This is a genomic window from Neobacillus sp. NPDC093182, from assembly GCF_044754045.1.
Map to the genome: position 1 here is coordinate 135337 of NZ_JBIVOI010000015.1, position 23712 is coordinate 159048.

28 protein-coding genes and 2 pseudogenes are annotated in these 23712 nt (G+C 37.8%); 11 read left to right on the forward strand and 19 right to left on the reverse strand.

What is annotated here, in order from left to right:
* The first annotated feature begins 15 nt into the window (after window positions 1-15).
* From ACIQAA_RS24370 to ACIQAA_RS24380, 3 genes are all read left to right on the forward strand, one after another.
* Window positions 16-1179 (forward strand): MFS transporter, encoded by a 1164-nt coding sequence (locus ACIQAA_RS24370; protein ID WP_402624820.1) that lies wholly within the window; start codon window positions 16-18, stop codon window positions 1177-1179.
* A 66-nt stretch (window positions 1180-1245) separates the two neighbouring features.
* On the forward strand, window positions 1246-1587 hold the full coding sequence (locus ACIQAA_RS24375) for a hypothetical protein (protein ID WP_402624823.1): 342 nt from the start codon (window positions 1246-1248) through the stop codon (window positions 1585-1587).
* Window positions 1588-1739: 152 nt separating this feature from the next.
* Window positions 1740-2147: a VOC family protein gene (locus ACIQAA_RS24380; protein WP_402624826.1), complete on the forward strand. Its 408-nt coding sequence runs from the start codon at window positions 1740-1742 to the stop codon at window positions 2145-2147.
* Window positions 2148-2193: 46 nt separating this feature from the next.
* On the opposite strand, the gene ACIQAA_RS24385 is transcribed toward ACIQAA_RS24380, so the two are convergent.
* The 3 genes from ACIQAA_RS24385 to ACIQAA_RS24395 form a co-directional block, all read right to left on the reverse strand.
* On the reverse strand, window positions 2194-4329 hold the full coding sequence (locus tag ACIQAA_RS24385; RefSeq protein ID WP_402624827.1) for a heavy metal translocating P-type ATPase: 2136 nt from the start codon (window positions 4327-4329) through the stop codon (window positions 2194-2196).
* Between the two features lie 176 nt (window positions 4330-4505).
* Window positions 4506-4946 carry an ArsI/CadI family heavy metal resistance metalloenzyme gene (locus ACIQAA_RS24390; protein WP_402624830.1) on the reverse strand — a complete coding sequence of 147 codons (441 nt, stop codon included), beginning with the start codon at window positions 4944-4946 and terminating at the stop codon, window positions 4506-4508.
* Between the two features lie 25 nt (window positions 4947-4971).
* A complete protein-coding gene (locus tag ACIQAA_RS24395) occupies window positions 4972-5103 on the reverse strand; it encodes a hypothetical protein (protein ID WP_402624832.1) in 132 nt (43 codons plus the stop codon).
* A 228-nt stretch (window positions 5104-5331) separates the two neighbouring features.
* Between ACIQAA_RS24395 and ACIQAA_RS24400 the strand changes: the two genes are divergently transcribed.
* Window positions 5332-5655, forward strand: coding sequence for an ArsR/SmtB family transcription factor (locus ACIQAA_RS24400; protein ID WP_402624835.1), 324 nt, complete (start codon window positions 5332-5334; stop codon window positions 5653-5655).
* A gap of 109 nt (window positions 5656-5764) precedes the next feature.
* Here the strand turns inward: ACIQAA_RS24400 and ACIQAA_RS24405 are convergent, their stop codons facing one another.
* From ACIQAA_RS24405 to ACIQAA_RS24435, 7 genes are all read right to left on the reverse strand, one after another.
* The gene (locus ACIQAA_RS24405) at window positions 5765-5935 is read right to left on the reverse strand and encodes an iron-sulfur cluster biosynthesis family protein (RefSeq protein ID WP_402624838.1); all 171 of its coding nucleotides are present in this window, start codon (window positions 5933-5935) and stop codon (window positions 5765-5767) included.
* Between the two features lie 178 nt (window positions 5936-6113).
* Complete coding sequence (locus ACIQAA_RS24410) at window positions 6114-6542, reverse strand: protein-tyrosine phosphatase family protein (protein WP_402624841.1); 429 nt, start codon at window positions 6540-6542, stop codon at window positions 6114-6116.
* 22 nt (window positions 6543-6564) lie between these two features.
* A complete protein-coding gene (arsA, locus tag ACIQAA_RS24415) occupies window positions 6565-8346 on the reverse strand; it encodes an arsenical pump-driving ATPase (protein ID WP_402624843.1) in 1782 nt (593 codons plus the stop codon).
* Between the two features lie 25 nt (window positions 8347-8371).
* Window positions 8372-8728: an arsenite efflux transporter metallochaperone ArsD gene (gene arsD / locus ACIQAA_RS24420; protein WP_402624845.1), complete on the reverse strand. Its 357-nt coding sequence runs from the start codon at window positions 8726-8728 to the stop codon at window positions 8372-8374.
* 90 nt (window positions 8729-8818) lie between these two features.
* A complete protein-coding gene (gene arsC, locus ACIQAA_RS24425) occupies window positions 8819-9241 on the reverse strand; it encodes an arsenate reductase (thioredoxin) (protein ID WP_402624848.1) in 423 nt (140 codons plus the stop codon).
* A 25-nt stretch (window positions 9242-9266) separates the two neighbouring features.
* A complete protein-coding gene (arsB, locus tag ACIQAA_RS24430; protein ID WP_402624851.1) occupies window positions 9267-10322 on the reverse strand; it encodes an ACR3 family arsenite efflux transporter in 1056 nt (351 codons plus the stop codon).
* 15 nt (window positions 10323-10337) lie between these two features.
* Window positions 10338-10688, reverse strand: a complete 351-nt coding sequence (locus ACIQAA_RS24435; protein ID WP_402624854.1) for an ArsR/SmtB family transcription factor — start codon at window positions 10686-10688, stop codon at window positions 10338-10340.
* Between the two features lie 193 nt (window positions 10689-10881).
* Between ACIQAA_RS24435 and cccB the strand changes: the two genes are divergently transcribed.
* From cccB to ACIQAA_RS24455, 4 genes and pseudogenes are all read left to right on the forward strand, one after another.
* Entirely contained in the window at window positions 10882-11238 is a 357-nt protein-coding gene (gene cccB, locus ACIQAA_RS24440) for a cytochrome c551 (protein ID WP_402624857.1), read from the forward strand.
* Window positions 11239-11381: 143 nt separating this feature from the next.
* On the forward strand, window positions 11382-11549 hold the full coding sequence (locus ACIQAA_RS24445) for a hypothetical protein (protein ID WP_402624860.1): 168 nt from the start codon (window positions 11382-11384) through the stop codon (window positions 11547-11549).
* A 15-nt stretch (window positions 11550-11564) separates the two neighbouring features.
* Window positions 11565-11891, forward strand: a pseudogene (locus ACIQAA_RS24450) (redoxin family protein); the annotation flags it as partial.
* A 122-nt stretch (window positions 11892-12013) separates the two neighbouring features.
* Window positions 12014-12715, forward strand: coding sequence for a hypothetical protein (locus tag ACIQAA_RS24455; protein WP_402624862.1), 702 nt, complete (start codon window positions 12014-12016; stop codon window positions 12713-12715).
* 31 nt (window positions 12716-12746) lie between these two features.
* Here ACIQAA_RS24455 and ACIQAA_RS24460 read toward each other — a convergent pair whose 3' ends face one another.
* From ACIQAA_RS24460 to ACIQAA_RS24480, 5 genes are all read right to left on the reverse strand, one after another.
* Window positions 12747-13349 carry an alpha/beta hydrolase gene (locus tag ACIQAA_RS24460; RefSeq protein ID WP_402624864.1) on the reverse strand — a complete coding sequence of 201 codons (603 nt, stop codon included), beginning with the start codon at window positions 13347-13349 and terminating at the stop codon, window positions 12747-12749.
* 18 nt (window positions 13350-13367) lie between these two features.
* The gene (locus tag ACIQAA_RS24465) at window positions 13368-13976 is read right to left on the reverse strand and encodes a flavin reductase family protein (RefSeq protein ID WP_402624866.1); all 609 of its coding nucleotides are present in this window, start codon (window positions 13974-13976) and stop codon (window positions 13368-13370) included.
* Between the two features lie 13 nt (window positions 13977-13989).
* Window positions 13990-14928 (reverse strand): ring-cleaving dioxygenase, encoded by a 939-nt coding sequence (locus ACIQAA_RS24470; protein ID WP_402624868.1) that lies wholly within the window; start codon window positions 14926-14928, stop codon window positions 13990-13992.
* Between the two features lie 229 nt (window positions 14929-15157).
* Window positions 15158-16312, reverse strand: coding sequence for a glucose-1-phosphate adenylyltransferase (locus tag ACIQAA_RS24475; RefSeq protein ID WP_402624870.1), 1155 nt, complete (start codon window positions 16310-16312; stop codon window positions 15158-15160).
* Window positions 16313-16796: 484 nt separating this feature from the next.
* Window positions 16797-18275, reverse strand: coding sequence for a SulP family inorganic anion transporter (locus ACIQAA_RS24480; RefSeq protein WP_402624871.1), 1479 nt, complete (start codon window positions 18273-18275; stop codon window positions 16797-16799).
* Between the two features lie 239 nt (window positions 18276-18514).
* Here ACIQAA_RS24480 and ACIQAA_RS24485 point away from each other — a divergent pair.
* The 3 genes and pseudogenes from ACIQAA_RS24485 to ACIQAA_RS24495 all read left to right on the forward strand — a co-directional run.
* Window positions 18515-18598: pseudogene (locus tag ACIQAA_RS24485) on the forward strand (transposase); the annotation flags it as partial.
* Between the two features lie 4 nt (window positions 18599-18602).
* The gene (locus tag ACIQAA_RS24490; protein ID WP_402624872.1) at window positions 18603-18968 is read left to right on the forward strand and encodes a hypothetical protein; all 366 of its coding nucleotides are present in this window, start codon (window positions 18603-18605) and stop codon (window positions 18966-18968) included.
* Window positions 18969-18989: 21 nt separating this feature from the next.
* Window positions 18990-20018 (forward strand): zinc ribbon domain-containing protein, encoded by a 1029-nt coding sequence (locus tag ACIQAA_RS24495; RefSeq protein WP_402624874.1) that lies wholly within the window; start codon window positions 18990-18992, stop codon window positions 20016-20018.
* Between the two features lie 443 nt (window positions 20019-20461).
* Here the strand turns inward: ACIQAA_RS24495 and ACIQAA_RS24500 are convergent, their stop codons facing one another.
* The 4 genes from ACIQAA_RS24500 to ACIQAA_RS24515 all read right to left on the reverse strand — a co-directional run bounded on the left by ACIQAA_RS24500 (window position 20462) and on the right by ACIQAA_RS24515 (window position 23652).
* Window positions 20462-21034 carry a 5' nucleotidase, NT5C type gene (locus ACIQAA_RS24500; protein ID WP_402624875.1) on the reverse strand — a complete coding sequence of 191 codons (573 nt, stop codon included), beginning with the start codon at window positions 21032-21034 and terminating at the stop codon, window positions 20462-20464.
* 1 nt (window position 21035) lies between these two features.
* Window positions 21036-22139 carry a bifunctional diaminohydroxyphosphoribosylaminopyrimidine deaminase/5-amino-6-(5-phosphoribosylamino)uracil reductase RibD gene (gene ribD / locus ACIQAA_RS24505; protein WP_402624877.1) on the reverse strand — a complete coding sequence of 368 codons (1104 nt, stop codon included), beginning with the start codon at window positions 22137-22139 and terminating at the stop codon, window positions 21036-21038.
* Window positions 22132-22887: a GTP cyclohydrolase II gene (locus ACIQAA_RS24510; RefSeq protein WP_402624878.1), complete on the reverse strand. Its 756-nt coding sequence runs from the start codon at window positions 22885-22887 to the stop codon at window positions 22132-22134. The genes ribD and ACIQAA_RS24510 overlap by 8 nt, the downstream gene beginning before the upstream one ends.
* A gap of 129 nt (window positions 22888-23016) precedes the next feature.
* Window positions 23017-23652 carry a pentapeptide repeat-containing protein gene (locus ACIQAA_RS24515; protein WP_402624880.1) on the reverse strand — a complete coding sequence of 212 codons (636 nt, stop codon included), beginning with the start codon at window positions 23650-23652 and terminating at the stop codon, window positions 23017-23019.
* Window positions 23653-23712: the final 60 nt, after the last annotated feature.

The window sequence follows — 23712 nt, forward strand, 5'->3', positions numbered from 1 at the left end:
AGGAGATGGAGTTATTTGGAAACAAAAAGAGCTTTACCAATTTTATTTTTAGTCATGTTCCTTGTCATGATAGGCTTCGGGATCATTATTCCCGTACTGCCATTTTATGCTGAAGAAATGGGTGCTTCCCCTACGCAATTAGGCTTATTAATGGCTGTTTATTCGCTTATGCAGCTTATCTTTGCACCATTTTGGGGAAAATTATCAGACCGTATCGGCCGTAAGCCGATCATGATGATTGGAATCGCTGGATTATCATTATCCTTCTTTATTCAAGCGATGGCTACTGAGCTTTGGATGTTATTTGCCGCACGAATTATTGGCGGAGTACTTTCTTCGGCTAATATGCCAACTGCGATGGCCTATGTCGCCGATATTACCACTCCTGAAAACCGTGGGAAAGGAATGGGTATTATAGGAGCAGCAGTAGGACTAGGCTTTGTATTTGGTCCTGCTATTGGCGGTATATTCTCGAAGTCAAGTATGAGTATGCCATTTTACCTAGCAGGTGCTTCTTCGTTATTAACGTTAGTCATCATTTTCTTTTTCTTAAAAGAATCCTTACAAAAAAATAATGCTGCAGATCAAAGCAGGACTCAATCGAGATGGAAGGCTTTTTCTGGCCCAGCGTCGGTATTGTTTTTATTACAGTTGTTAATTTCTCTTTCTTTATCAGGCTTAGAGGCTACATTTGCCTACTTTGCAGCAAAAAAAGCAGGATTAGGGGCTGCGCAGCTAGGATATATATTCATGATTATGGGGTTTGCTGGTGCTATGGTACAAGGCGGCATGGTCGGCAGACTAACAAAAAAATATGGTGAAGGTACAGTTATTCAAGGTGGAATTGTTGTATCTGCAATTGGTTTCGGATTAATCCTGTTTGTTGATAGTTTTACAACTGCCGCTATCTTTTTATCAATCTTTGGTATTGGCAACGGAGTCATTCGTCCCAGTGTCTCTTCCCTGCTGACGAAAACCACTGACGCAGGTCATGGAAGTGCAACCGGATTGCTTTCTTCCTTTGACTCGTTAGGCAGGATTGTTGGCCCGCCTCTTGGAGGATGGCTGTTCTCTCTTTCAATCGGATTACCTTATATATCTGGAGCGATCATTTCAGTTATAGCCTTGGTACTATATCAATTTTATCGGACAAAAGCATTAGTGTTTAAAACAAACTAGCATATGTGATAAGGACATGCATAAGATAGGTTACGAGGATGTACTTGTAAAAAGGAGTCGAGATGAATGAAACTAGCCTCTCATTTCACGACGTTTTTATTCCTGTGTGTTATTGTTGCGCTTGTAGCCTATCTTGATTCGCCGTATTCATTTATTCATAGCCAATATTCCTACTCGACAATCAGTGAACCTGCAGCGGCACAGCCAGTAGACGTAGAACCGCCAACAGATGTGCCAGTGTTGGAATATAAGCTCGATGATATAAAAAAAATGAACGGTTATTTCGTGGAAATCTATCAGGAATATGAAGTCTATTACGACGAAGCAGGAAAAGTGGTTAAAAGAGAACCCACATCTAAGACAGAGAGTGTCCGATATTGGGAAGAAGACCGTAAAATTGAACCTTAAAAGCTGTCGAGTAATCATCGGCAGCTTTTCTTTTGTACCCCCTATTGGTGAAAACTTGAAAGTAGAACAAAAGTTCGGTTATAATCGTTTTATCACCTTTGTTTTAATAAATGGAATAGAACGAACATATTTGTTGAAGGAGAGTGCAAAAAATGATTAAACCTTATTTAATGTTTAACAGAGAATGCGAGGAGGCTTTTAAATGGTATCAAAAAGCTTTTGATGGAGAAATGGCTGTTATTCAGAAATATGGAGATATGCCTCCGAGTCCTGATTTTCCAATCGCTGAAAGTGATAAAGATCTTGTCTTACATGCTGAATTGAAAATAACAGAAACAGGTTCAATTTTGGGTTCAGACTATAAACGGGATTTACAAGGATCAGAGATCGTTTGTATTAGTGTTGAGCTGAATTCGGAGGAACAGGCTATCAACGCATGGAACGTACTTAAAGATGGTGGAACCGTACAAAATGACCTTCAGCCGACATTCTTCGCTAAGCTTCATGGTTCCGTCAAGGACAAATTTGGAGTTACCTGGATGTTTACGGTAGGAGCGTAAACTCTTCTAAAATAAAGAGGCTTCCCGCTTATTGGGAAGCCCTTTATTATTTGTCTTTGATTTTGAGTAGTCTTAAACCATTTAGGGTGACAATAAGTGTTGCGCCCATATCTGCAAATATGGCAATCCATAGCGTCAGCCATCCTGGGATTACTAATAACAATGCGACAAGTTTAATTCCTAAAGAGAATGTAATGTTCTGCTTAATGATATTCAAGGCTTTTCTACTTAATTTTAATGTAAATGGAAGTTTCCCTAAGTCATCTGCCATTAAAGCTATATCTGCAGTCTCAAGTGCCGTATCCGTACCCGCGCCGCCCATTGCAATACCAACTGTGGAAGCAGCCAATGCCGGTGCGTCATTTACACCGTCCCCAATCATAGCAACACGATCATATTTGCTTCTTAATTCTTTTATGAAGGCTAGTTTATCCTGTGGAAGCAATTCAGCCTTAATATTGGAGACCCCTACTTGTTTTCCAATTGCATTTGCAGTCGATTTATTATCCCCTGTCAGCATAATCGTTTCTTGAATGCCTAACGAGTGGAGTTTTTGAATGACCGATTTACTATTCCCTCTGACCTCATCCGCAACCGCAAGGATTCCCTCTATTTCTGTTTCAGTCCCCGCAGCCATTACCGTTTTTCCTATATTTTGAAGCTCCGTAATTGTTGTTTTAATTTCAAGAGGTATACCATTGACTAAGATTTCCTCAAACAAATTAGGGCTTCCGATATAATACATTTTATCGTCCACTCTGCCTTTTATCCCTTTACCAGTAATCGAAGAAAAATCTTGTATTACGATCTCTTTATAAGGCAAATTTTCCAGCTCAGCTTTTTTCATGATGGCTGAAGCCAATGGGTGCTGAGAACCATTTTCTAAGGCAGCGATAATCGTTAATAGTTCATTAGCATCTGAATTTGGTTGTGGTAAATAATCTGTCACTACCGGAATTCCTTCCGTTAGGGTTCCTGTTTTATCAAACGCAATGGCTTTGATGGATCCCATTTCTTCTAAATGAATTCCACCTTTAATTAACACACCATTTCGAGCTGCATTTCCAATGGCCGTTACAATGGCAACGGGTGTGGAAATGACAAGCGCACAAGGACATCCTACCACTAGAGCGGCTAAGCCTTGGTAAATCCATTTCTCCCAGTCTCCACCAAGGAACAATGGAGGTACAATAGCGACACCTAATGCGATGAGCATAATGATTGGTGTGTAATACTTTGCAAACCGATCAACAAATGCCTGAGATGGTGCTTTTTCTGCTTGGGCTTCTTCCACCAGGTGAATGATTTTAGCGATTGTGGTATCATCCACATGTTTGGTTACTCGTACTTCAAGTAAACCTTCTTCATTTAAGGTCCCAGCAAATACTTCATCATTAACCGCCTTCGCCACCGGTACAGATTCACCCGTAATTGCTGCCTGATTCACTGCTGATAAACCCTTAACAACAATTCCGTCCATAGCAATTTTTTGCCCTGGTTTTACAATTAGAGTGTCACCAATTTGAATATCATCTACTTCAACTGTTAACTCCTTATTTCCTCTTCGGATTAAGGCTTCTTTTGGAGCAATATCCATGAGAGAACGGATCGATTGTCGCGCTTTGTCCATTGAATAAGATTCAAGTGCTTCACTTATCGCAAACAGAATGACAACTGTAGCTCCTTCCCCCCATTCTCCAATAATCGCGGCACCAATGACAGCAATGGTCATCAAGGTCTTCATATCGAATTCCAAATGGAAAAGATTCTTAATCCCGGTTTTAAACAATCGATACCCACCAATTAAAATTGACGCACCATAGGCTAGAATGGAAGAGACACTCTCTTCCCCATTCAATTGCCCTGAAAACCATCCAATAAGTAAGAAAAGAGCTGATACGATGACCGTTGAATGTTTTTGTACAAAAGGTACTTTTTTCTCTTCTAGTTTTTGTTTTTCAGGAACAACTTTTATATTTTCAAAGGCTCCAGCTTTTTCTATTTCTTCTATGGTTGTATGACCATATACGGTTAGTTTTGCAGCACCAAAATTTACAGTTGCATCAGAAACACCATCCAGGTGTTTTACGTTCTTTTCGAACTTTGTGGCACAGCCTGCTCAGGTGAATCCTTGAACTCGATAAACCGTTTTTTCATTTGCTTTTTCTAACGCATTACTCATGAGCTTTCCCCTCCATTCGGTGAGCAAAGGCAAGTCGAATCATCATTCACCCGATACCCTCCTCATTCAAACGTTCATTTGATTATAGTATATACAATTGTGTTTCCAATGGTCAAACAATTGTTTGAATGTTAATAAAAAAACGCTGAATTCGTTCAGCGTTTTCTAAGGTAGTGTTAACAACAGGAGTTAGTTTTAATTTCAAGCTCAGTTGGTTGTGTATTACAGCACGAAGTAATAGTGTCCAAATCTTCTACATCACCTTTTGTATAGAAGAATTCCCATTCGTTCCCGTCAGGGTCTGTTACCCAAAATTTATCTTGTGTTGCATAACAACAGGTAACGTCTATCTCTTCTCTTGCAAAAAATCCTAAATTTTCTAAACGATTTTTATGTTGAAGGACTTCTTCAAGAGTTTCAACTTGAAATCCAAAATGACCTACCTGATTACCTGAGACTTCATCTTTTAAATTTAAAGTGAAATTAAGACCAGGATCATCAAGTAAGAATTTTGCATAGTCTGACTTTGCTTTTACTGGTTCCGAATGAAATACTTTTGTGTAAAACTCAATCGACTTATTTAATTGAGTAACATTAATACCAACATGCATTTTCATGCTTACCCCTCCATTTCAATTAAAATTAGCAGCAAGACGATTCCTGTTCATTGGATGTGCCACAACAAGCTTCCTCTTTAGTAGTTTCAACTTCTTTAATTTTAATACTGCAGCAGTTTGAAGATTTTTTACCTGTTAGTTTTTTGATAAAATTCATATTCCTCAACTCCTTTGTTTGATCAAATATTTTTGATTTAAATTATAAATCAACTTTTTTTGATTTATACGTATAGTATATTAGCAATAATTTCTAATTACAACTAATTTATCAAAAAAAATTGATAAATAAATCAACTTTTTTTGATTTTAGTAATTGACACATGAAAATATTGGATATATGATGAACATATCAAGATTATTTGATTAAAAAAGAAGGTGAAGAATCATGAAGGAAGAATTACAATTACAGGACATTTCCATGGATTCATTCTTTGAAAAGTACGAGTTAAAATTTAAAGCGATTGCTGATAAAAAGAGATTACAGATCATGAACATTTTAACTCAGAAAGGTGCGATGTGTGTTTGCGATCTTGCTCCACTGGTTGATATGGCTCAATCAAAGCTGTCTTACCATTTAAAGATATTATTAGATGCAAACATTATCACGAAAGAAACACGCGGAACATGGAGTTATTACGAATTAAATCAAGAGGAACTCAATCACTTATTGTCACATGAACTTTGTTGCGTGTTTAAACCATCCTGCTGATAATTTTTTTAATAAACTCGTGCAGCCATGCTGCCAGTGTTCATGTGCCTGACAAAGAAAATAAAAAGGAGTAATTAGTTTTCGAAACTAACTACTCCCTTTTATTTACCTAACAACAGTTGCTTTCATTTCCAACCAACACAAGTCCATTTGCTTCTTGATTGAAATCAAGTGTTAAGTTTTCTGTATATGGTTCAATATCGGGATCAATTGCTACCACTACTTTATTAATCGTAATTACTTTATCCTTTTCATCTGGCTCATCCAGAGCCAGTCCCACTTGAGGCTGTCCTCAGCCAAAGCCTGCAAAATAGACACGAATGTTTTCCGCTTCATGTTCTTTGAACAATTGATTCAAGACATCACGAGCTTGATCTGTAATATTCACTTCCCCCACACCTTTCAAGAAATTCACTTTTCATTTTACTTGTTGTTTATAAATTAGAGAATCAGAAACATTAGTTATTAGGAAAAATACGCTGCAATGCTTCTTTCATTTGAGGTTTCACGTTTATTTTTGGACGAGCAGCCTTAGCCATATTTTCGGCTTCATCTATAGACTTTGCTTTACCTAATGCCAATAATGTTCCAGTTGCAACAGTACCCGCCCGGGTACTGCCGCCGCCACAATGAAAATAAACTTTCTTTCCTTCGTTATAGGCTTTTACAACATGCTTAATGGACTGTTTAATTGATTCATCTTGACGCTCAGCATCATCAACGATTGGAATATGGATACGGTCGAATCCTGACTTGTTCTCATGTGATTCTGCACGCAGATCAAAAATAATATCGGCTTTTTCATTTTCCATCATGTCCTTTACATCATCTGCTCCGCCGAAATAAATACGATTTTTTATTAACTCGTTATAGTTCTTTTTCGCCATCGTTTTACTCCACCTTTATTAATCAATCATTATTAGAAATGATGAAATTTTTTAACTGCTCATATCCTTTATGCTGTTCACTCATGAAAGGAACAATTGCGCATTGTTCTGCCAATTCTTGCGTTACTTTATGAATCCAATTTTCTTCTGCCAGCGCTCTTCCCTTTAATATTGGATCCCTTGTTTCTGCCGCATATAAGCTTTGATTAATAACCCACCATTTTGGTAGTATATCTGCGCGTTTCAAATCAGCTTGTAAACGACTGGCTTCTAAAACAGGAGTAGCTTCTGCTAATGTTACAATCACTACGCCTGTTTCTTTAGGGTTCCTTAATCGAGGAAGCAACAATTTCACACTTTCTGGTACCTCCCCAGTAGACCGAGCAAGCTCATTATGAAAAGACTGTGCTGCGTCTAAAAGAAGTAAAGTATGGCCAGTTGGTGCCGTATCAATTACCACTATTTCATTTTGTGATTGTGCAACAACCTCTGCGAAAGCACGAAAAACAGCAATCTCCTCCGTACATGGAGAGTTTAAGTCCTCTTGAATATAGGCCACTGCCTCTTCATCAAGTTCATCGCTTACTTTTGATAAAACCTCAGCTTTGTATGTCTCCACTACCTCTATCGGGTTAATTCTGCTAATAGTTAATTTGTCATCTAATTCACTCTTTTGAAAAACAAATTCTAAATGAGCAGCTGGGTCGGTTGTGGTTAAATGTACTCTGTGACCTTTTTCTACTAAACCGACTGCAATAGCAGAAGCTATCGTGGTCTTTCCGACACCACCCTTACCCATCGTAAAAATTACTCTTGTGTTGTTATCTGAGAAGTTGTTAATCACTTCATTTAGACCTGGCAGTGATATGAGTTTACCTTGAATTTCTGATTGGGCAGCAGGCATTGTATATTGCTTAAATAAATAGCGAAGGTTTTCTACACCTGTCAACGAATACGAAACTAACGGTAATGAATAAGTGACAACCTGCTTTAATTCCTTTGGCATTTGTTTTATCGCAGTTCGTTGTCCCTGATAAATTGAAGAAGAAATCTTATCGTCAGGCAGATGAGACTGCAATAATCCGTTAATAATTAGGGCCTGGTTTGAAATGCCAATTTCTTTTAATTCCAAAGATGCACGATTCGCTTCATGTAAAGATGATTTATCAGGTCTTGCCACGAGGATTAGGGTTGTTTTTCTTGTGTCAGAAAGTGCATCCATTGTAATGGAGTACATTTGTTTCTTTTCAGATAAACCTGATATAGGACCTAAACAAGAGGCACCATGCGTGTTTTCTTCTAAAAAGCCACTCCATGCAGCAGGAAGCTGAAGAAGCCGAAGTGTGTGACCAGTTGGAGCGGTATCAAAGATGATATGCTCGTAAGCCTCAACTACAGAGGGATCCGCAAGTAAGTTCGTAAATTCATCAAATGCTGCTATTTCAACTGTACAAGCACCTGATAATTGTTCCTCCATGTTTGCTACTATTGCCTCAGGGAGCTTGCCACGGTAAGGTCCAATGATTTTGTCCCGATATACTCTTGCGGCTTCTTCAGGGTCAAGATTACAAGCATAGAGGTTATGTACATTTGGAATTGCCTTCGGTGTATTGGTCAAATCAACTTCCAGTACGTCCTGTAAATTAGAGGCAGGATCTGTACTAACAAGCAAAACCTTTTTATCTTCGTCCGCTAATGTAACAGCTGCTGCACAAGCTGTCGAAGTTTTTCCTACCCCTCCTTTACCTGTAAAGAATAAAAACTTAGTATTTACAATCGTTTTTGTATCGAAAGATTGAAACATCTTTTTCACTTCTATTCTAAACTTGTTATTTCAAATCAATTTTCAAACTCACCTTTTGCTTTTTATAAAGCTCTTCAACCTTCACACCAAACCATTCCGCAAATTCCTCGTTGGAAGGATAAATACCTATTTTTGCAATTTTGCCATCAACTAAGGTAACAGGGAGTGATTCAGGACCCTTTTGATGAAGTACCTGATTTACCTCTCTATTTTCAACAAAAATGGCTGGTTCAGTTCCAAGATTATATCGTTTAATATCAAAGCCTTTTTTCTCTAATAAAAAAATAGCAGTGGCTGCTCTAGTTAGTTCAGGATCAACACTCGGTCCACATACACCTGTAGGACAACACAATGCTGGGTCAAAGACTTCTACTTTACTCATAAAAACACTCTCCTATTGGGAACAATATAAGTATTGGCTTATATATTTAGTAAAGGTTAGGCCAAGAGTCTAGGTCTCTTGGCTCTTTTATTACTCGCCAGTTTCAGCAAAAGTTTTAATGCGATCTCCGATATCATCACGGACGCGTTGGAAAAATGTCCATTTTTCTTCCACTGTCCCTTCTGCTTTCGCTGGGTCGTCAAATCCCCAGTGAACTCGTTTCACATGATGTGGTGTTACAGGGCAATGATCTGCCGCATGTCCACATAAAGTTACCACTAAATCTGCGTTATTAAGTATTTCTGGATCAATTACATCGGATGTTTGCTTGGAAATATCAATGCCTGCTTCGCTCATTGCTTTCACTGCATTAGGGTTTAACCCGTGAGCTTCAAGACCAGCACTTTTTACTTCCCATTCATCACTTAAATGTTTTTTAGCCCAGCCTTCTGCCATTTGGCTTCGGCAAGAGTTTCCGGTACATAAGAAATAAATTGTCTTTTTGTTTTTCACGTTGATTTCCACCTTTATTATTTTTCTAGGCTGCTTGATCTTTAAAATACTTTCGTTTAAACCACAGTGCCACGTTTACTAACGCTATCATGACTGGCACTTCTACAAGTGGTCCAATAACGGCTGCAAAGGCTACCCCAGAATGGATCCCAAATACACCAACAGCTACGGCAATCGCTAATTCAAAATTATTACTTCCGGCTGTAAACGCAAGAGTTGTAGTTACAGGGTAATTCGCTCCAATTTTCTTTCCCATGAAAAATGAGATAAAAAACATAAGTATAAAATAAATTAATAACGGAATCGCGATCCGTACTACATCTAAAGGCAAGGCTACAATAGTATCTCCTTTTAAAGAGAACATAATGATAATCGTAAATAGTAATGCAATTAATGTAATAGGACTAATTTTTGGGATAAAAACTTTCTCGTACCATTGTCTGCCCTTTGCTTTTACTAGCGTAAAGCGTGTGATCATTCCTGCAATAAAAGGAATACCCAAATAAATAAAAACTGATTTTGCAACTTCCAGCATGGTTATGTTGACAACCGCTCCTTCGAGCCCAACCCATTGTGGAATAACGGTCACAAACACATAGGCATAAACGGAGAAGAATAGCATTTGGAATATAGAGTTAAATGCGACTAAACCAGCGGCATACTCCGTATCTCCCTTTGCAAGGTCATTCCAAACGATAACCATCGCAATGCAGCGTGCTAAACCGATCATGATTAGACCAACCATATATTCTGGTTTATCAGGAAGAAAGATGATTGCTAATAAAAACATAAGAATCGGACCGATAATCCAGTTTTGAACAAGAGATAATATTAGGACCTTTACATCCTTAAAAACTCTTCCAATTTCCTCATAACGAACTTTGGCTAATGGAGGGTACATCATTAAAATGAGACCAATAGCAAGTGGAATCGATGTTGTACCTACCTGTAAACTGTTCATCCCCTCAACAAAATTGGGAACCACGAAACCTAAACCTATCCCTATTGCCATCGCAAGAAATATCCATAACGTTAGGTATCTATCCAAAAACGATAGACGTTTTTTCTCTGTAATACTCACTTTTATCACTCCTTATTAGCAGCCGCAGCGAAGCGTTGGATTGCTTTGTTCAATGATTTTGATTTTATCAATCTGTTCTGGAACGTGACTCATAATCGTTTCAACCAGCCCGTAAAATTCACATTGTTTGTTCAGAGAATAATAAATCCACTGACCTCTTCTCTCTTCCTTTACAAGCCCAGCATCTTTTAATTTACGAAGATGTTGGCTGATCGATGGCTGACTTGTATCAAACACCTCTAAAAATTCACATACACAACATTCTCGTTTTTGTAAAATAGCAACGATTGTTAAGCGTGTTTTATCTCCTAATAGTTTTAAAACGTTAGCAGCCTTATCTAATTCAACATTTGCTTGTAACACCATGAACACCTCCTATTAACATATAACTATTTGCTTATATAATAGAACACTAAATAATTGATTTCAATACTTATTGTGTAAAGTTACTGTAAAGATGTCTTTACCTCCCTATTGAATATTATACTAATTTTGGAGTTATTGCAGAATATTCATCCCCCATGTAAGAAAAACTATCATTATATGGAGGTGAACATAAATGAAAAAACTGCTCTATGGTATAGTTTGTTTTGCTTTCCTAGGCTTTCTAACAGCTTGTGGCGGCGGTGACGATGAAACGGAACAAGATACAACACCTACTGAGGAACAGGCTGGCGATGAACAACAAACAGCAGATGCAGGTGACGGAGATGCGCTTTATCAACAAAACTGTTCATCTTGTCACGGCGGAGATTTAAAAAGTGGAGGCGCTCCTGACTTAGATAAAGTCGGCTCTAAATACTCTAAAGATGAAATTGAAGAAATTATCGTAAATGGAAAAGGCGGAATGCCTGGAGGAATCCTTTCAGGTGAAGACGCAGATGCCGTGGCTTCATGGCTTGCAGAGAAAAAATAAGCAGGAAAAACCAGAATGGAAAATCCAATCTGGTTTTTTATTTATATAAAGGTTCCTATAATCCAATTATTTGATAGATAAAGTAGTTTGCACTACAATTAAGGTGTTAATCACACCATTCCAAAGTTTAAAAGGAGCACAACATGAAACCAAAAGTACTAGTTCTTTTCCTTATAGCTATTCTAGTAGTAACAGCATGTGGACAAAAGACACTCAGCGAGCCGATTACATTACATAACCAAGATCAGAAAGAAGTTACTTTTCCATTAGAAAAACCAACAGTATTCTTTTTTATTACTACCTACACCTGAGGACTCTGCCATCAGCAGCTAGTTCAGCTGCATGAAAATCTCGGTAAATTAGAAGGCATGGATGTAGAAATGTATGTTATTAGCAAAGATTTACCCCAAGAACAGCTTCAATTATACAAAGAATTAGAAGGTATTTATGGGAAAAGCATCTCCTTCATTTCTGATCCCGATTTAGAATTAATCGACCACATGGGCATGAAAAATGGTGATGTAGCTTATAGAGGCTACGGAATGCTCGATCAAGACGGGAAAGTCGTTTTTAAAACGGTAAATGATCACTGGGGAGAGCAAATTGATAAAACAGTAGAAGAAATTAAGGATGAATATAAAAATCTTAAATAGGATTAACTCAGGTTAGTCCCCCCTGCAACAAGCCACAATCACTAGATTGTGGCTTGTTGTTTTTCAAATACCGTGGAACTAAAAATAAAAGGATACGTCTAACTATATAGAGGGGTGATGGATTGAAAAAATGTGGTCTGTTTATTTTACTATTCATCGTATTATCAGGTTGTCGTCAAACACCATTTGACGGTCACGCTGTTATTGACTGGGTTGATTTTATTAAGTGGGAAAACGTTGAATACAACGGTATTTATTCTGGTGTTTTAGCCGATGAAAAATACATTGGGGAAAAACTAGGCACAGTTAAATATAAAGTCGCTGATAATGTAACAAATCCAAATTACAAAATTAGGAATGGTGATGCTGCCTTTCATGAAAAAGGAACCGAGATTTTCACCATTAATGGGCAGCCCAATTTAATAGCAGTAAAGGCAGCCAGCCAAATAAACGGATATAGTGTTTATTATTCACGAGACGCGGCAGAACAACAATGGCATTTTAAGAATGTGCCACTTGATAAAGTTAATAAAATAGAGATTTATCAACCTTATACTTCTGAGGGTAATAAATTACTAAGTACTTATACCAATCATGAAGAGCTTAATCATATTCTTGTACTATTAAAAAATAGTGAAGAGTCACAAAATTTCCAGCCAAATACGGAAAAAGGTGACCCTGACTACTTTCAAATTGTTTTGTACACAGACGAACCTATCGCTTACAAATTTGATATACAATATGATGGTGCCTCCTACTATTGGTACCCATGGGATACGGCAATCTTATCAAATGAAATCGAAACATATCTTAAGAAAAAATAACAAGCTAATCGATTTGATTAGCTTGTTATCTTTATAATTTTCGATACCATTCAGCTGCTGCTTCCACTTCTTCTCTGGTCAATTGATGACCTCGATTCTCCCAATGCAGGACAACATTTGCATGGGCATCCTCTAATAAAGATTGTAATTCTGATGATTCTGATGGCGGACAAATAGGATCATTGGTTCCCGCTGCGATAAATACGTTTTTACCCGTTAAATCTGGAAGGTCTATTCCCCTTCTTGGCACCATTGGATGATGAAGAATACCACCTTTTAATGCGTTTTGATAGTGGAATAGTAAGCTTGCTGCGATGTTTGCTCCATTAGAGTATCCGATCGCAATGATATTTTTACGGTCGAATTCATATTTCACGGCCGCTTCATCTAGGAATTCGTTTAATTCCTTTGTTCGGAAAATAAGGTCGTCCTCATCGAACACGCCTTCTGCTAATCTTCGGAAAAATCGCGGCATTCCATTTTCTAACACATTTCCACGGACACTTAATACAGACGCCTCTTCGTCAATCATTCCAGCGAGCGGCAGCAGGTCTAATTCATTTCCACCTGTACCATGAAGCAATAAGAATGTTGGTTTCGTTACATCTTTTCCCTTATTAAATATATGTTTCATATCTCTGTCCTCCCAAAATCATTTAGGTCTTTCTATTGAAAATATCTCACCAATCTTTGCATAATTCGTTCCAGCCAATCTGCTTACAGCTCCTAATCCAATCGGATCAATTCTCCCTTTTTCATAGATGTCTTCCTCTATATGAAATTGAATGACTTTCCCGATAATCAAATCAACTCCTGGAGAATCCTGCCCGCCAAGTTCGAGCGAATGTTCTAATATACACTCCATTCGGATTTTCGCTTCTTTTACACCAGGCACTGTAATCTTTACGCTTTCTACAGGTGTGAGATTGGCTAATTCAATTTCACTTTCATTAGGCAGTAAACTTGCTGCGGTTTTATTGATTTCTTCAACATTGTCTTCATCGACTACATGGACCACGAATTCTTTTAACCCTATAATGTTTCGTGCTGTATCCTTTTGTCTTCCCGCAGATCGCTGAATCGCCAAAGAAATCATAGGGGGATTAGATGAAACAATATTAAAATAACTAAAAGGCGCCCCGTTAACTATACCTTCCTCAGATAGAGTAGTAACAAATGCAATAGGTCTAGGAACAATGCTGCCGATTAAAAATTTATAATTTTCCCGCTCTGTATTTTTTGAAGGGTCAATTGAAAGCAAAAGAAATCACTCCTTAGTCTAATTCTCTTACTTCAAATGGTAACAAACCTTGTTCAATCTGTCCTCTATGTGGCTCATATTGTTCTGGCAGCATAAGTTTTTTTCCCATTGTTTCCTGTGTTTCATCATGGGCAAATCCAGGTGGATCGGTGGCAATTTCAAAAAGGATTTCGCCATGCTCTCTAAAATAAATCGCATTAAAGTAGTTCCTATCCCGAACTGGAGTGACACCATATCCGTTTGCTGCAACATACTTTTGCCAATCTAGTTGATCCTTGTCATCAATGGCACGCCATGCAATATGGTGGACCGTTCCTGCACCCATTGTTCCGCGCCCGATTGGAGTTAATTTTAGGTCAATGACATTGCCGATATCTGCTGATGAGCGAAAACGAGTGAAATCTCCTTCGCTGCCGATAAGCTCTAATCCCATAACCTTTTCTAACAATTCTGCTGTTTTTTCAGGTTGAGTGGATAAGAGTGTTGCCCCGCCGAACCCTTTAATGGCAGCTTCAGGAGTTACGTCACCAAATTTCCATGGATTCGTTTCCCCTTCTTCTCTTGCAACAAGTTCCAAATGAAGTCCATGAGGATCATCGAATTCCAAATATTGCTCGCCAAATCGTTCCATTTCTTTATACGGAACATTAAACTTTTCTAGTCTCTTTTTCCAAAATTCTAAAGAACCTTTTGGAACGACATAAGAGGTTACCCCTACTTGACCATCACCGATTCTTCCTTTGCGTGCACCTGCCCATGGGAAAAAGGTAATGATGGTTCCGGGTTTTCCGCCTTCATTCCCGAAATAAAGGTGATACGTACCTGGATCATCAAAGTTAACCGTTTGTTTTACTAAGCGCAATCCTAAAACACCAGCATAGAAATCTACATTCTCCTGTGGATGTCCGACAATTGCGGTGATATGGTGAATACCTAGGGTTTTCTTTTCCATTTTTTTCACTCCCGTATTAGACTCAAGTGATAACTATTTTACCCATATATATGATTTCATCAATTATTATCTCGAATTCGAGATATAGGTTCAAAAAATAACTTGAAATAAGTTATCTTGAATATGAGATAATCATATTATAACACTTAATTTATGTCAACAAAAACCAAGGGAAAACCAAGGGGACGGTTCGTCCGGCCATTTTGGGCCAGACGAACCGTCCCCTTTGTTATTTATAAACTAGCGGTTGAATGGTTTCGTTATCGCCTATTAGAGTAATATCACTATATGTAGTTGAATCTCCTACCTTAGAATTAGCGGCAATGAAACTTCCACTTCCTACAACAGAGCGATAAATCTCTGCATTTTCCCCAATTATAGTATTAGGTAAAATAACCGAATCCTTTATGATCGCCCCTTTACCAACTGTTACTCCATAAAATAATACAGAATTTTCAATCTCTCCATAAATCTTGCAGCCTTCACTTATAATCGATTGGTGTAAGGAGGCTTTTCCATCCAAATACATAGGCGGCTGACTTATTCCGTTCGTATAAATAATCCATTCTTCATTTTTTAAGATGGGGTTCGTGTTTACCGATAGAAGGTCCATATGGGCTTCCCAAAAGCTTTGGACGGTTCCAACATCCTTCCAATAACCTTTGAAGTGATAGGCATGTAGATGACAGTTTTCTTGAAGCATAGATGGGATCACGTCTTTGCCAAAATCCTTGGAGGAAAATGGATTGTTTTCTTCTTTTTCGAGAAATTTCTTCAGAATCGGCCAGTTAAATAAATAGATACCCATAGAAGCAAGATTAGATTTTGGATAAACAGGCTTTTCCTCAAACTCGATAATCTGATTTGTCTCTGGATCAATATTCATAATTCCGAATCTGCTGGCATCACTCCACGGGACTTGGATAACGGAAATCGTTGCGTCAGCACCAGAGTGTTTATGCTCATTGACCATATGACTGTAATCCATTTTATAAATGTGATCTCCCGAGAGGATGAGCACATATTCTGGATTTTGACTTTCAATAAATCGGAGGTTCTCGTATACAGCATGTGCAGTACCTTCATAGCTATTTTCTTTATTGTCCCTTTGATTCGGCTGAAGGATGGCGATTCCTCCAATTTTTCGATTTAGACCCCATTTTTCTCCATTCTCTATATAATTCTCAAGTGTGTCTTGCTTATATTGAGTTAGGATGCCAACCGTATCAATGCTAGAGTTCTTACAATTACTAAGTGCAAAATCTATGATTCGGTATTTACCTCCAAACGGGACTGCTGGCTTTGCTACGTTACGAGTTAATTCCTTTAGTCTTGATCCTTTTCCACCTGCTAACAACATGGCAATGCATTGTTTCTTTGTCATTTCTACCACCTCTTTCATTGACAAATTCGCATATGTAATACTTGTTTACCCTCATTGTAGCACCTGTACTAAAAGGAACACATCAATAAATTGCGACGGGTAAAATGGATATTCGACTAAAATCCTTTTTACCTTCAAAAATAAACAAAATATCGTAATGAGCTGGTACGGTATACAAACTGTTCATGTCGAATCCTATCGATGTAATAATTGAAAAATATGGAGATTTTGTGAATTTGCATTTAAAAAAAAGGCTGTGTTATATTTGGCTGTTGATTTTTGCTCCAGGCACTTCGCTTTCCGCAGGCGGTTCGGGAAGCCTCCTCGGCGCTAAAGCGCCTGCGGGGTCTCCACTGTCCCATCCTCCGCAGGAGTCTCGCGCCTTCCGCACAAATCAACAGAGTTCTAAAATCGAAATTTACCTCTAACACAGCCAAATAAAAAAACACGCTGATTCTATTATCATCAGCGTGTTATCAATCTATTAATGACCGACAGCTTTTTCAAGACCGCCTGGTTTATTATGAACTGCTAATTTTTCTACTAATTTATTACTCTCTTTATTCAGACCGATTAACTTTACTTTAGTTCCATTCTGGTGGTATTTAATGACCACTTTATCAATAGCGCCAACAGCTGAATCATCCCATAAATGTGCTTGTGTTAAATCAATACTTACTTCATTGACATCTTCATTGTAGTTAAAGCTTTCTACAAAGTCTGTAACAGAAGCAAAAAATAATTGACCAGAGACGGTATATACTTTTTTATGTGAGCCTTTCGAAGATAAGGTAGTAACCTTAACTTTTGAAATCTTGGAAGCAAAGAAAATCGCACTTAATAAGATTCCGACTAACACACCTTTTGATAAATCATGTGTCATTAGAACTGTTCCAACGGTTGCAATCATAACGATTGTATCGGAAATCGGAGTCTTATGGATGTTTCTAATCGAAGACCAATCAAATGTTCCGATGGAAACCATGAACATAACCCCAACTAATGCTGCCATTGGAATTTGCACCAAGAAATCATTTAACAGGATAATTAACACCATTAGAAAGACACCAGCCACAAACGCTGATAATCTTCCGCGGCCGCCAGATTTCACATTAATGACAGATTGTCCAATCATGGCACAGCCTGCCATACCGCCGAAGAATCCTGAAACAATATTGGCAATACCCTGTCCTCTTGCTTCCTTATTCTTGTCACTCGTTGTATCCGTCATATCGTCGACAATAGAAGCGGTTAACAAGGATTCAACCAAACCAACGATGGCAATCGATAGTGAATAAGGGAAAATGATTTGTAATGTTTCAAAAGTAAACGGAATATTAGGAATTAAGAAAAATGGCAGAGTTTGAGACAATTCCCCCATGTCTCCAATCGTCCGAACGCCGCTTCCTGTCATAACCGCAATAACCGTAATCGTTATGATTGCGACTAATGGAGAAGGAACAACCTTTGTAAAACGAGGAAAAATATAAATAATCGCTAGAGCTCCTGCGACCATGGCATACATTGCCCAAGATTCCCCAACAAAGTGTGTTAATTGGGCAGAAAAAATTAAAATGGCAAGTGCATTTACGAAGCCAATCATAACGGATCGCGGGACAAATTTCATTAGACGCCCTAATTTGAGTACGCCCATTATGATTTGAATGACTCCTGTAAGGATCGTTGCAGCTAGTAAGTACTGTAACCCATAGTCTGCCACTAACGTGACCATTACTAGGGCAGTGGCACCTGTTGCGGCCGAAATCATCCCTGGTCTTCCTCCTACAAATGCGATGACAACAGCAATACAGAATGAAGCATATAAACCGACCATCGGGTCAACGCCAGCAATGAGCGAAAACGCAATGGCTTCAGGAATTAGAGCCATAGCTACCACAATCCCGGATAATACATCTCCTTTAATATTACCGAACCATTCATATTTAATTGTGTTAAGGTTCATGAAGCACCTCTTTCTAATTTTAATTAATGACCAAACAAACATCCGCAAGCCCCTGTATTCATGTAAGGGGGTAAGGTTTTTTAGAACAAACGTTCCTCTTAAATTACTAATAGATAAAACTATTTGGTATAATAAGAGTATGAAAAGTCTAATTCAATATAAAAGTAATAATAACATAGATAAAAGTAATAAAAACATAGTGTTTTCTTGCAAGTATCATGTTGATTGGTGTCCCATGTACAAATAGTTATTTTGTTTCCACTGTCGGTGGAACTACGCTGGAAGTAGTAAAACAGTACATAGAAAATCAAAAAGGAGTGTAACGCCATGGTGGCATCAAAAGAAAGAACTCCCTCATTTATTGCAACGATTCGGTTAAAGACCAATAAGATGCAAGTAAAACACCTTTTGATGTTGTCTGATTGTGGCAGACAGCTATACAATGCTTGTTTAGGGGAAAGTTTGAAAAGGCTAAAGGCCATTCAAAACACCGAATTATATAAGGAAACCATACGATTATCTAAAACTTCGGAAACAGATCTAGAAAAGCGAAGAGCTAACTTTAAATATCTCAATGAGACTTTCCATTTTACGGAGTATTCTATTCAATCCTTTGGTACAAAAACGAAAAATGATTCGAAGTTTATTGCCGATCATTTAGGAACACACATTTGTCAAAAACTTTCTACTTGAGCGTTTAAAGCGGTTCAAAAATTGGCATTTAAGAAAGCAAAAAAAGTAAAGTTTAAACGAAAAGGTGAGTTTGTTTCACTAGAGGGCAAAAACAACAAGACCTTTTTAACCTATTCCAATGGGTATGTTTTTGTTGGTAAAAACCTTTCATTAAAATGCCTATTCGACCCAAAAGATAAATGGATTCAGGACGCTTTAAAGCATAGGATAAAATACTGTCGGATTATCAAAAAGGAAGCAAAAGGAAAAAACCGATTTTATGTTCAATTAATACTTGAAGGACATCCCTATCATAAATATGAAATAGGAAAAGATAAGATTGGGCTAGATGTTGGTCCTTCCACAATTGCAATCGTAGGTGAATCAAAAGCTGAATTAAAGGAATTTTGTGAAGAAGTAGTTACCATTGATAAAGAAAATAGAAGAATAAATCGCAAAATGGACCGACAACGACGAGCAAATAACCCCAATAACTATCAACGCAATGGCGTTGTAAAAAAGGGAAAAAAGAAGTGGGTCAATTCCAAAAGATACATAAAGACTCGATCCAAACATAGAGAATTGGAACGTAAAATGAAAGAAGTTAGAAAACAGTTCCATGGTCGAGATACCAACCAAATCCTACAACAAGCCTCTTCCATTCAAACAGAAAAACTTTCCTATAAAGCCTTTCAGAAGATGTTCGGCAAAAGTATTGCTAGAAAAGCACCAAGTATGTTTTTAAAAATGTTAAAACGAAAAGTAATAGCTCAGGGTGGGACCTTCCAAGAGTTTGCAACTTACTCGACAAAACTATCCCAAACTTGTCATTGTGGTGCCATTAAGAAAAAAAGACTAAAAGATCGCTGGCATATTTGTGAATGCGGTGTCCATGCACAACGTGATTTATACAGTGCCTTTTTAGCTAGGTATGTTTCAAAATCAGATCGTGTTGATATTCAAAAAGCTGAAAAAGATCGGTTACAAATTTCAAGTGTATTAAATGAGTGTATCTTAAAGTTGGAAAATAGAAAGTCGGAAAGAAAATACATATCAACATTTGGTTTATAATTTCCTATGAGATAAAAGGTTAAATCTCTCGGTGCAGACATACCCCGGAACAGTCAATAAGTTGTGAGTGGCAAGGGAATCCGAGCCCATGTAAATAGATTGTTTTTGATTATTTGCATTAGAACAATTTCGGCTGTAGAAGCCTTTTAAACCAAGGTGAAGTTCATCTTTTATATTTATTATAGAATTTGGAAGAGCCAAGGTTGTTTTTAGGTGGTACCCCCTCCACTTATGGATGGGTGAGTGTCAGTTTCAACTCTCATGAATGTCAGGGCCGTTGTGAACAAAAAACAGTATATAAGATTGTGACAAATTTGTGAAATTGTATGTAAACGTACACATCTCCGATATCTGCTGTTTTTCACAATATTCCTCTTGATTCCACAAGAATTGGTGAAAACAAAAAACAGAAGGGTTTATGTGTAACCCTTCTGCTTCTTTCGCTATTCAAGCTCTTTTTTCAAAATTTCATTTAAGTCCGTCCAATTTAATATACGGGGATATGGTAAATGTCGATTATATGACTGGTCCCTTACAAATACTTTTAAGGAATCGTGAGTCAATGTATCTAAAACCTCGGCTTTATCATCAAAGTAATAGTCTAGTTTTAATTCTTTGATAATTTGTACCTTTTCGTGGTCTAACATTCCATAGAAAAAACGGTCATCCCGAACAGGGAAGCCCTGCTCTTTCATCCATTTTTTTGTCCGTTCTCCATGTTCTTTTGGCCGTGCGGTTATGTAATAGATTTCATGACCTTTTCTTTCTAGTTCTTGTAACGTTTCAACCGCATTTGGAAAAGGAGGACAGTCTGTATAATAAATCTCTTCTAATGAGGATTTCCACATTTGACTTCCCTCTTCATCACTTAAACCAAAAGGCTCATGAATTTCTACTCTTTTTAACTCATGGAATACATCAGATGGTACATTTTTGTTTAACTTCTTATTGTAAATAGTAAATGCATGTTCTCTTAAATTAATTAATGTATCATCAATATCAAAACCAAATTTCATCTTAAGGCCCCTCGTGTAAGTAGATCGGATATCCAGTAAATTTAAAATCAGGCCCAATTTGCTGGACAGATAAGTCAGCTAACTGGACTGCATCTTTCATTTTATCCATTCCCGCCCCTGCCAAAAAGGAGGGAGCATTGCTGCCGCCAATAATTTTTGGAGCTACATATATAACTACTTTATCAATTAATTTATTCTCGAGGAAAGCCCAGTTAACCGTGCCTCCTCCTTCGATTAATACAGAGGAAACAAGCTTCTCTCCTAATATTTGAAGGACTTCACTTGGATTAACATATTTTGATCCACTCGTTGGAAAAATAGAAATACCTGATCCTTCTAATACCTTGGCTTTTTCTTTATCATAAATTTCACTAGTAAATATCCATGTTTCTGCTAGGTTATCCGTCAGTACCTTAGATTCCAATGGAATTCTTAAAGTAGAATCCAAAACAATTCGAATAGGATTACGTCCATTTGGTATACGTGTCGTAAGCTCTGGATCATCCTTTATCACGGTGTTAACGCCAACCAAAATCCCCATGTTTTCATTTCGAAGATGATGTACATCTCTTCGCGCTTCCTCAGAAGTGATCCATTTACTATCAAATGAATGGGTCGCAATTTTTCCATCGAGGGTGATTCCACTTTTCAAAGTTACAAAAGGTGTTTTCTCAACAATGAATTTATTAAAGACTTCGTTCATCCTTTGTGACTCTTCTTGACGGACACCAATTATCACTTCGATTCCGGCATCCTCGAGAATTTTTACACCATTCCCTGAGACAACTGGATTCGGGTCTAGGGTTGCAATGACAACCTTTTTAATTCCAGCCTCTACTATTGCAACAGCACAAGGACCTGTTCTTCCATGGTGGGAACACGGCTCCAGCGTCACATAAATGGTACCGCCTCTAGCTTTCTCACCTGCCATTCGAATGGCATGGATTTCAGCATGAGGCTCCCCAGCCTTCAAATGAGCGCCTATTCCCACTACACGGTTATCATTGACAATAACTGAACCCACCAACGGATTAGGGTCAGTCTGACCCTTCATCGCCTGGGCATTTTTTAAGGCTAAATCCATATAAAATTCGTGATTAGTCATTTGGACAAGTCCCCTCATCGTCTTCAAGATGTCCAGACTTATTAATCTTTGTCTGTAAATACTTCTCATTATACTCGGAGATATCTCCCCAAAGTGGCTGTCTGCCTGAAACTGCTAATCCTGCTTCTTTTAAGGCATTCAACTTTTTAGGATTGTTTGTCATTAAGGTAACCGGCTTTTGGCGAATAGCCTTTAATACTTGAATGGCGTCGCTGTAGTTTCTAGAGTCATCTACAAACCCAAGACCTTCATTTGCCTCAACCGTGTCATAACCGTTTTCTTGAAGCACATATGCCATGGCCTTACTAAATAAGCCAATTCCTCTTCCTTCATGGTTTGCTAAATAGAATAAGGCACCTGTTCCATGTTCCTGTATCGTTTTCATTGATTTTTTAAGCTGATAGCCGCAATCACATCGTTTACTGCCAAAAATATCACCGGTATGGCAAATAGAATGCATACGAATAATCGCATCCTCTGCATATTCAAAGTCCCCATAAACTAAGACACTTGACTGTTGTAATTCAGCTAAGTTTGAAGAGGATAATTTATCGATAATTCTTTCGAAATCCTCTGTGACCTCGTTACAATTTAACCAGCAGTACCATTTGAACTCCACTGTTTCACCGTAAAGATTAACGGGAAGTTTAATAGGACCCACTAAATAAATGGCACCTTTCTCCGTACGAATTAATTGGATTTTATCTTCTAATACTGAAAGTACTTTAGAATCCAGACCCTGTTTCATGTATATATCCCCTTTTTTTATTTAGTTTGCCGTATCCATTTTTATTTCATGCTAATGGATTGATGAACGTGATGTATTTTTCCCATTACTTAAGAAGGAGCAATCCGTTATGACTGCTCCCGATAAGCTTTATTTTATTATCAATCCTAATAATCGTGCAAATCCTAAGCCTTGATCTGCTGTAACTTCACAGCCCGCGAGGTCTTTTATGGATACATTGATGGTATCAAAGGTGCAGCTGCTTAAATCAATCCCTTTCAAAGGGGTTTGTTCAAAATTGGCTTCATTTAAATCACAGTCCTTAAATCCTACCTTATAAAATTTGGATTCATAATAGTCAGCGCCTCGAAGTGAACAAGAATGGAATTGTACCTGCTTTAGTTTGGAATAACCAAATGAAATCATATTTGCATTGCAATTTTCAAATAGAACGTTCCCAAGCGAAGCGTCCGAAAGATTAAGCCCTAATATTTTTGATTCTTTAAATTCAACCCGATGAATGCTGCCATCTCTAAAATCTGTATTAGATAAATCACAGTGATCAAAGATAACATCTGTTAATTCGATGTTTCTAAAAGAGACATCCAAAAAGGTAACATTTTTAAAAATGACTTGTTCGAAACGTATTCTATGTATTTCTTCACTTATGATGGAACAATCACTAATGATACACATTTCATAAAAAGGATCTTCCATCGATTGAAAAGTTCTAGCTGTTAAACCATCTGGTATTTTTGGCTGTTGAATTTTTATTGTTTTCGACATTTTTCCACCTACCTTACGAATCATCTCATCTAAAAGAAAAGACCTTTGTCAAAACAAAGG

Excerpts from the sequence above, each read along its gene's own strand:
- ACIQAA_RS24375 (WP_402624823.1), top strand. The coding sequence starts at position 1,246 with ATGAAACTAGCCTCTCATTTCACGACGTTTTTATTCCTGTGTGTTATT.
- ACIQAA_RS24380 (WP_402624826.1), top strand. The coding sequence starts at position 1,740 with ATGATTAAACCTTATTTAATGTTTAACAGAGAATGCGAGGAGGCTTTT.
- ACIQAA_RS24390 (WP_402624830.1), bottom strand. The coding sequence starts at position 4,946 with ATGAAAATGCATGTTGGTATTAATGTTACTCAATTAAATAAGTCGATT.
- ACIQAA_RS24395 (WP_402624832.1), bottom strand. The coding sequence starts at position 5,103 with ATGAATTTTATCAAAAAACTAACAGGTAAAAAATCTTCAAACTGCTGC.
- ACIQAA_RS24400 (WP_402624835.1), top strand. The coding sequence starts at position 5,332 with ATGAAGGAAGAATTACAATTACAGGACATTTCCATGGATTCATTCTTT.
- ACIQAA_RS24410 (WP_402624841.1), bottom strand. The coding sequence starts at position 6,542 with ATGGCGAAAAAGAACTATAACGAGTTAATAAAAAATCGTATTTATTTC.
- arsA (WP_402624843.1), bottom strand. The coding sequence starts at position 8,346 with ATGTTTCAATCTTTCGATACAAAAACGATTGTAAATACTAAGTTTTTA.
- arsD (WP_402624845.1), bottom strand. The coding sequence starts at position 8,728 with ATGAGTAAAGTAGAAGTCTTTGACCCAGCATTGTGTTGTCCTACAGGT.
- ACIQAA_RS24435 (WP_402624854.1), bottom strand. The coding sequence starts at position 10,688 with ATGGTGTTACAAGCAAATGTTGAATTAGATAAGGCTGCTAACGTTTTA.
- cccB (WP_402624857.1), top strand. The coding sequence starts at position 10,882 with ATGAAAAAACTGCTCTATGGTATAGTTTGTTTTGCTTTCCTAGGCTTT.
- ACIQAA_RS24445 (WP_402624860.1), top strand. The coding sequence starts at position 11,382 with ATGAAACCAAAAGTACTAGTTCTTTTCCTTATAGCTATTCTAGTAGTA.
- ACIQAA_RS24460 (WP_402624864.1), bottom strand. The coding sequence starts at position 13,349 with ATGAAACATATATTTAATAAGGGAAAAGATGTAACGAAACCAACATTC.
- ACIQAA_RS24470 (WP_402624868.1), bottom strand. The coding sequence starts at position 14,928 with ATGGAAAAGAAAACCCTAGGTATTCACCATATCACCGCAATTGTCGGA.
- ACIQAA_RS24475 (WP_402624870.1), bottom strand. The coding sequence starts at position 16,312 with ATGACAAAGAAACAATGCATTGCCATGTTGTTAGCAGGTGGAAAAGGA.
- ACIQAA_RS24480 (WP_402624871.1), bottom strand. The coding sequence starts at position 18,275 with ATGAACCTTAACACAATTAAATATGAATGGTTCGGTAATATTAAAGGA.
- ACIQAA_RS24490 (WP_402624872.1), top strand. The coding sequence starts at position 18,603 with ATGGTGGCATCAAAAGAAAGAACTCCCTCATTTATTGCAACGATTCGG.
- ACIQAA_RS24500 (WP_402624875.1), bottom strand. The coding sequence starts at position 21,034 with ATGAAATTTGGTTTTGATATTGATGATACATTAATTAATTTAAGAGAA.
- ribD (WP_402624877.1), bottom strand. The coding sequence starts at position 22,139 with ATGACTAATCACGAATTTTATATGGATTTAGCCTTAAAAAATGCCCAG.
- ACIQAA_RS24510 (WP_402624878.1), bottom strand. The coding sequence starts at position 22,887 with ATGAAACAGGGTCTGGATTCTAAAGTACTTTCAGTATTAGAAGATAAA.
- ACIQAA_RS24515 (WP_402624880.1), bottom strand. The coding sequence starts at position 23,652 with ATGTCGAAAACAATAAAAATTCAACAGCCAAAAATACCAGATGGTTTA.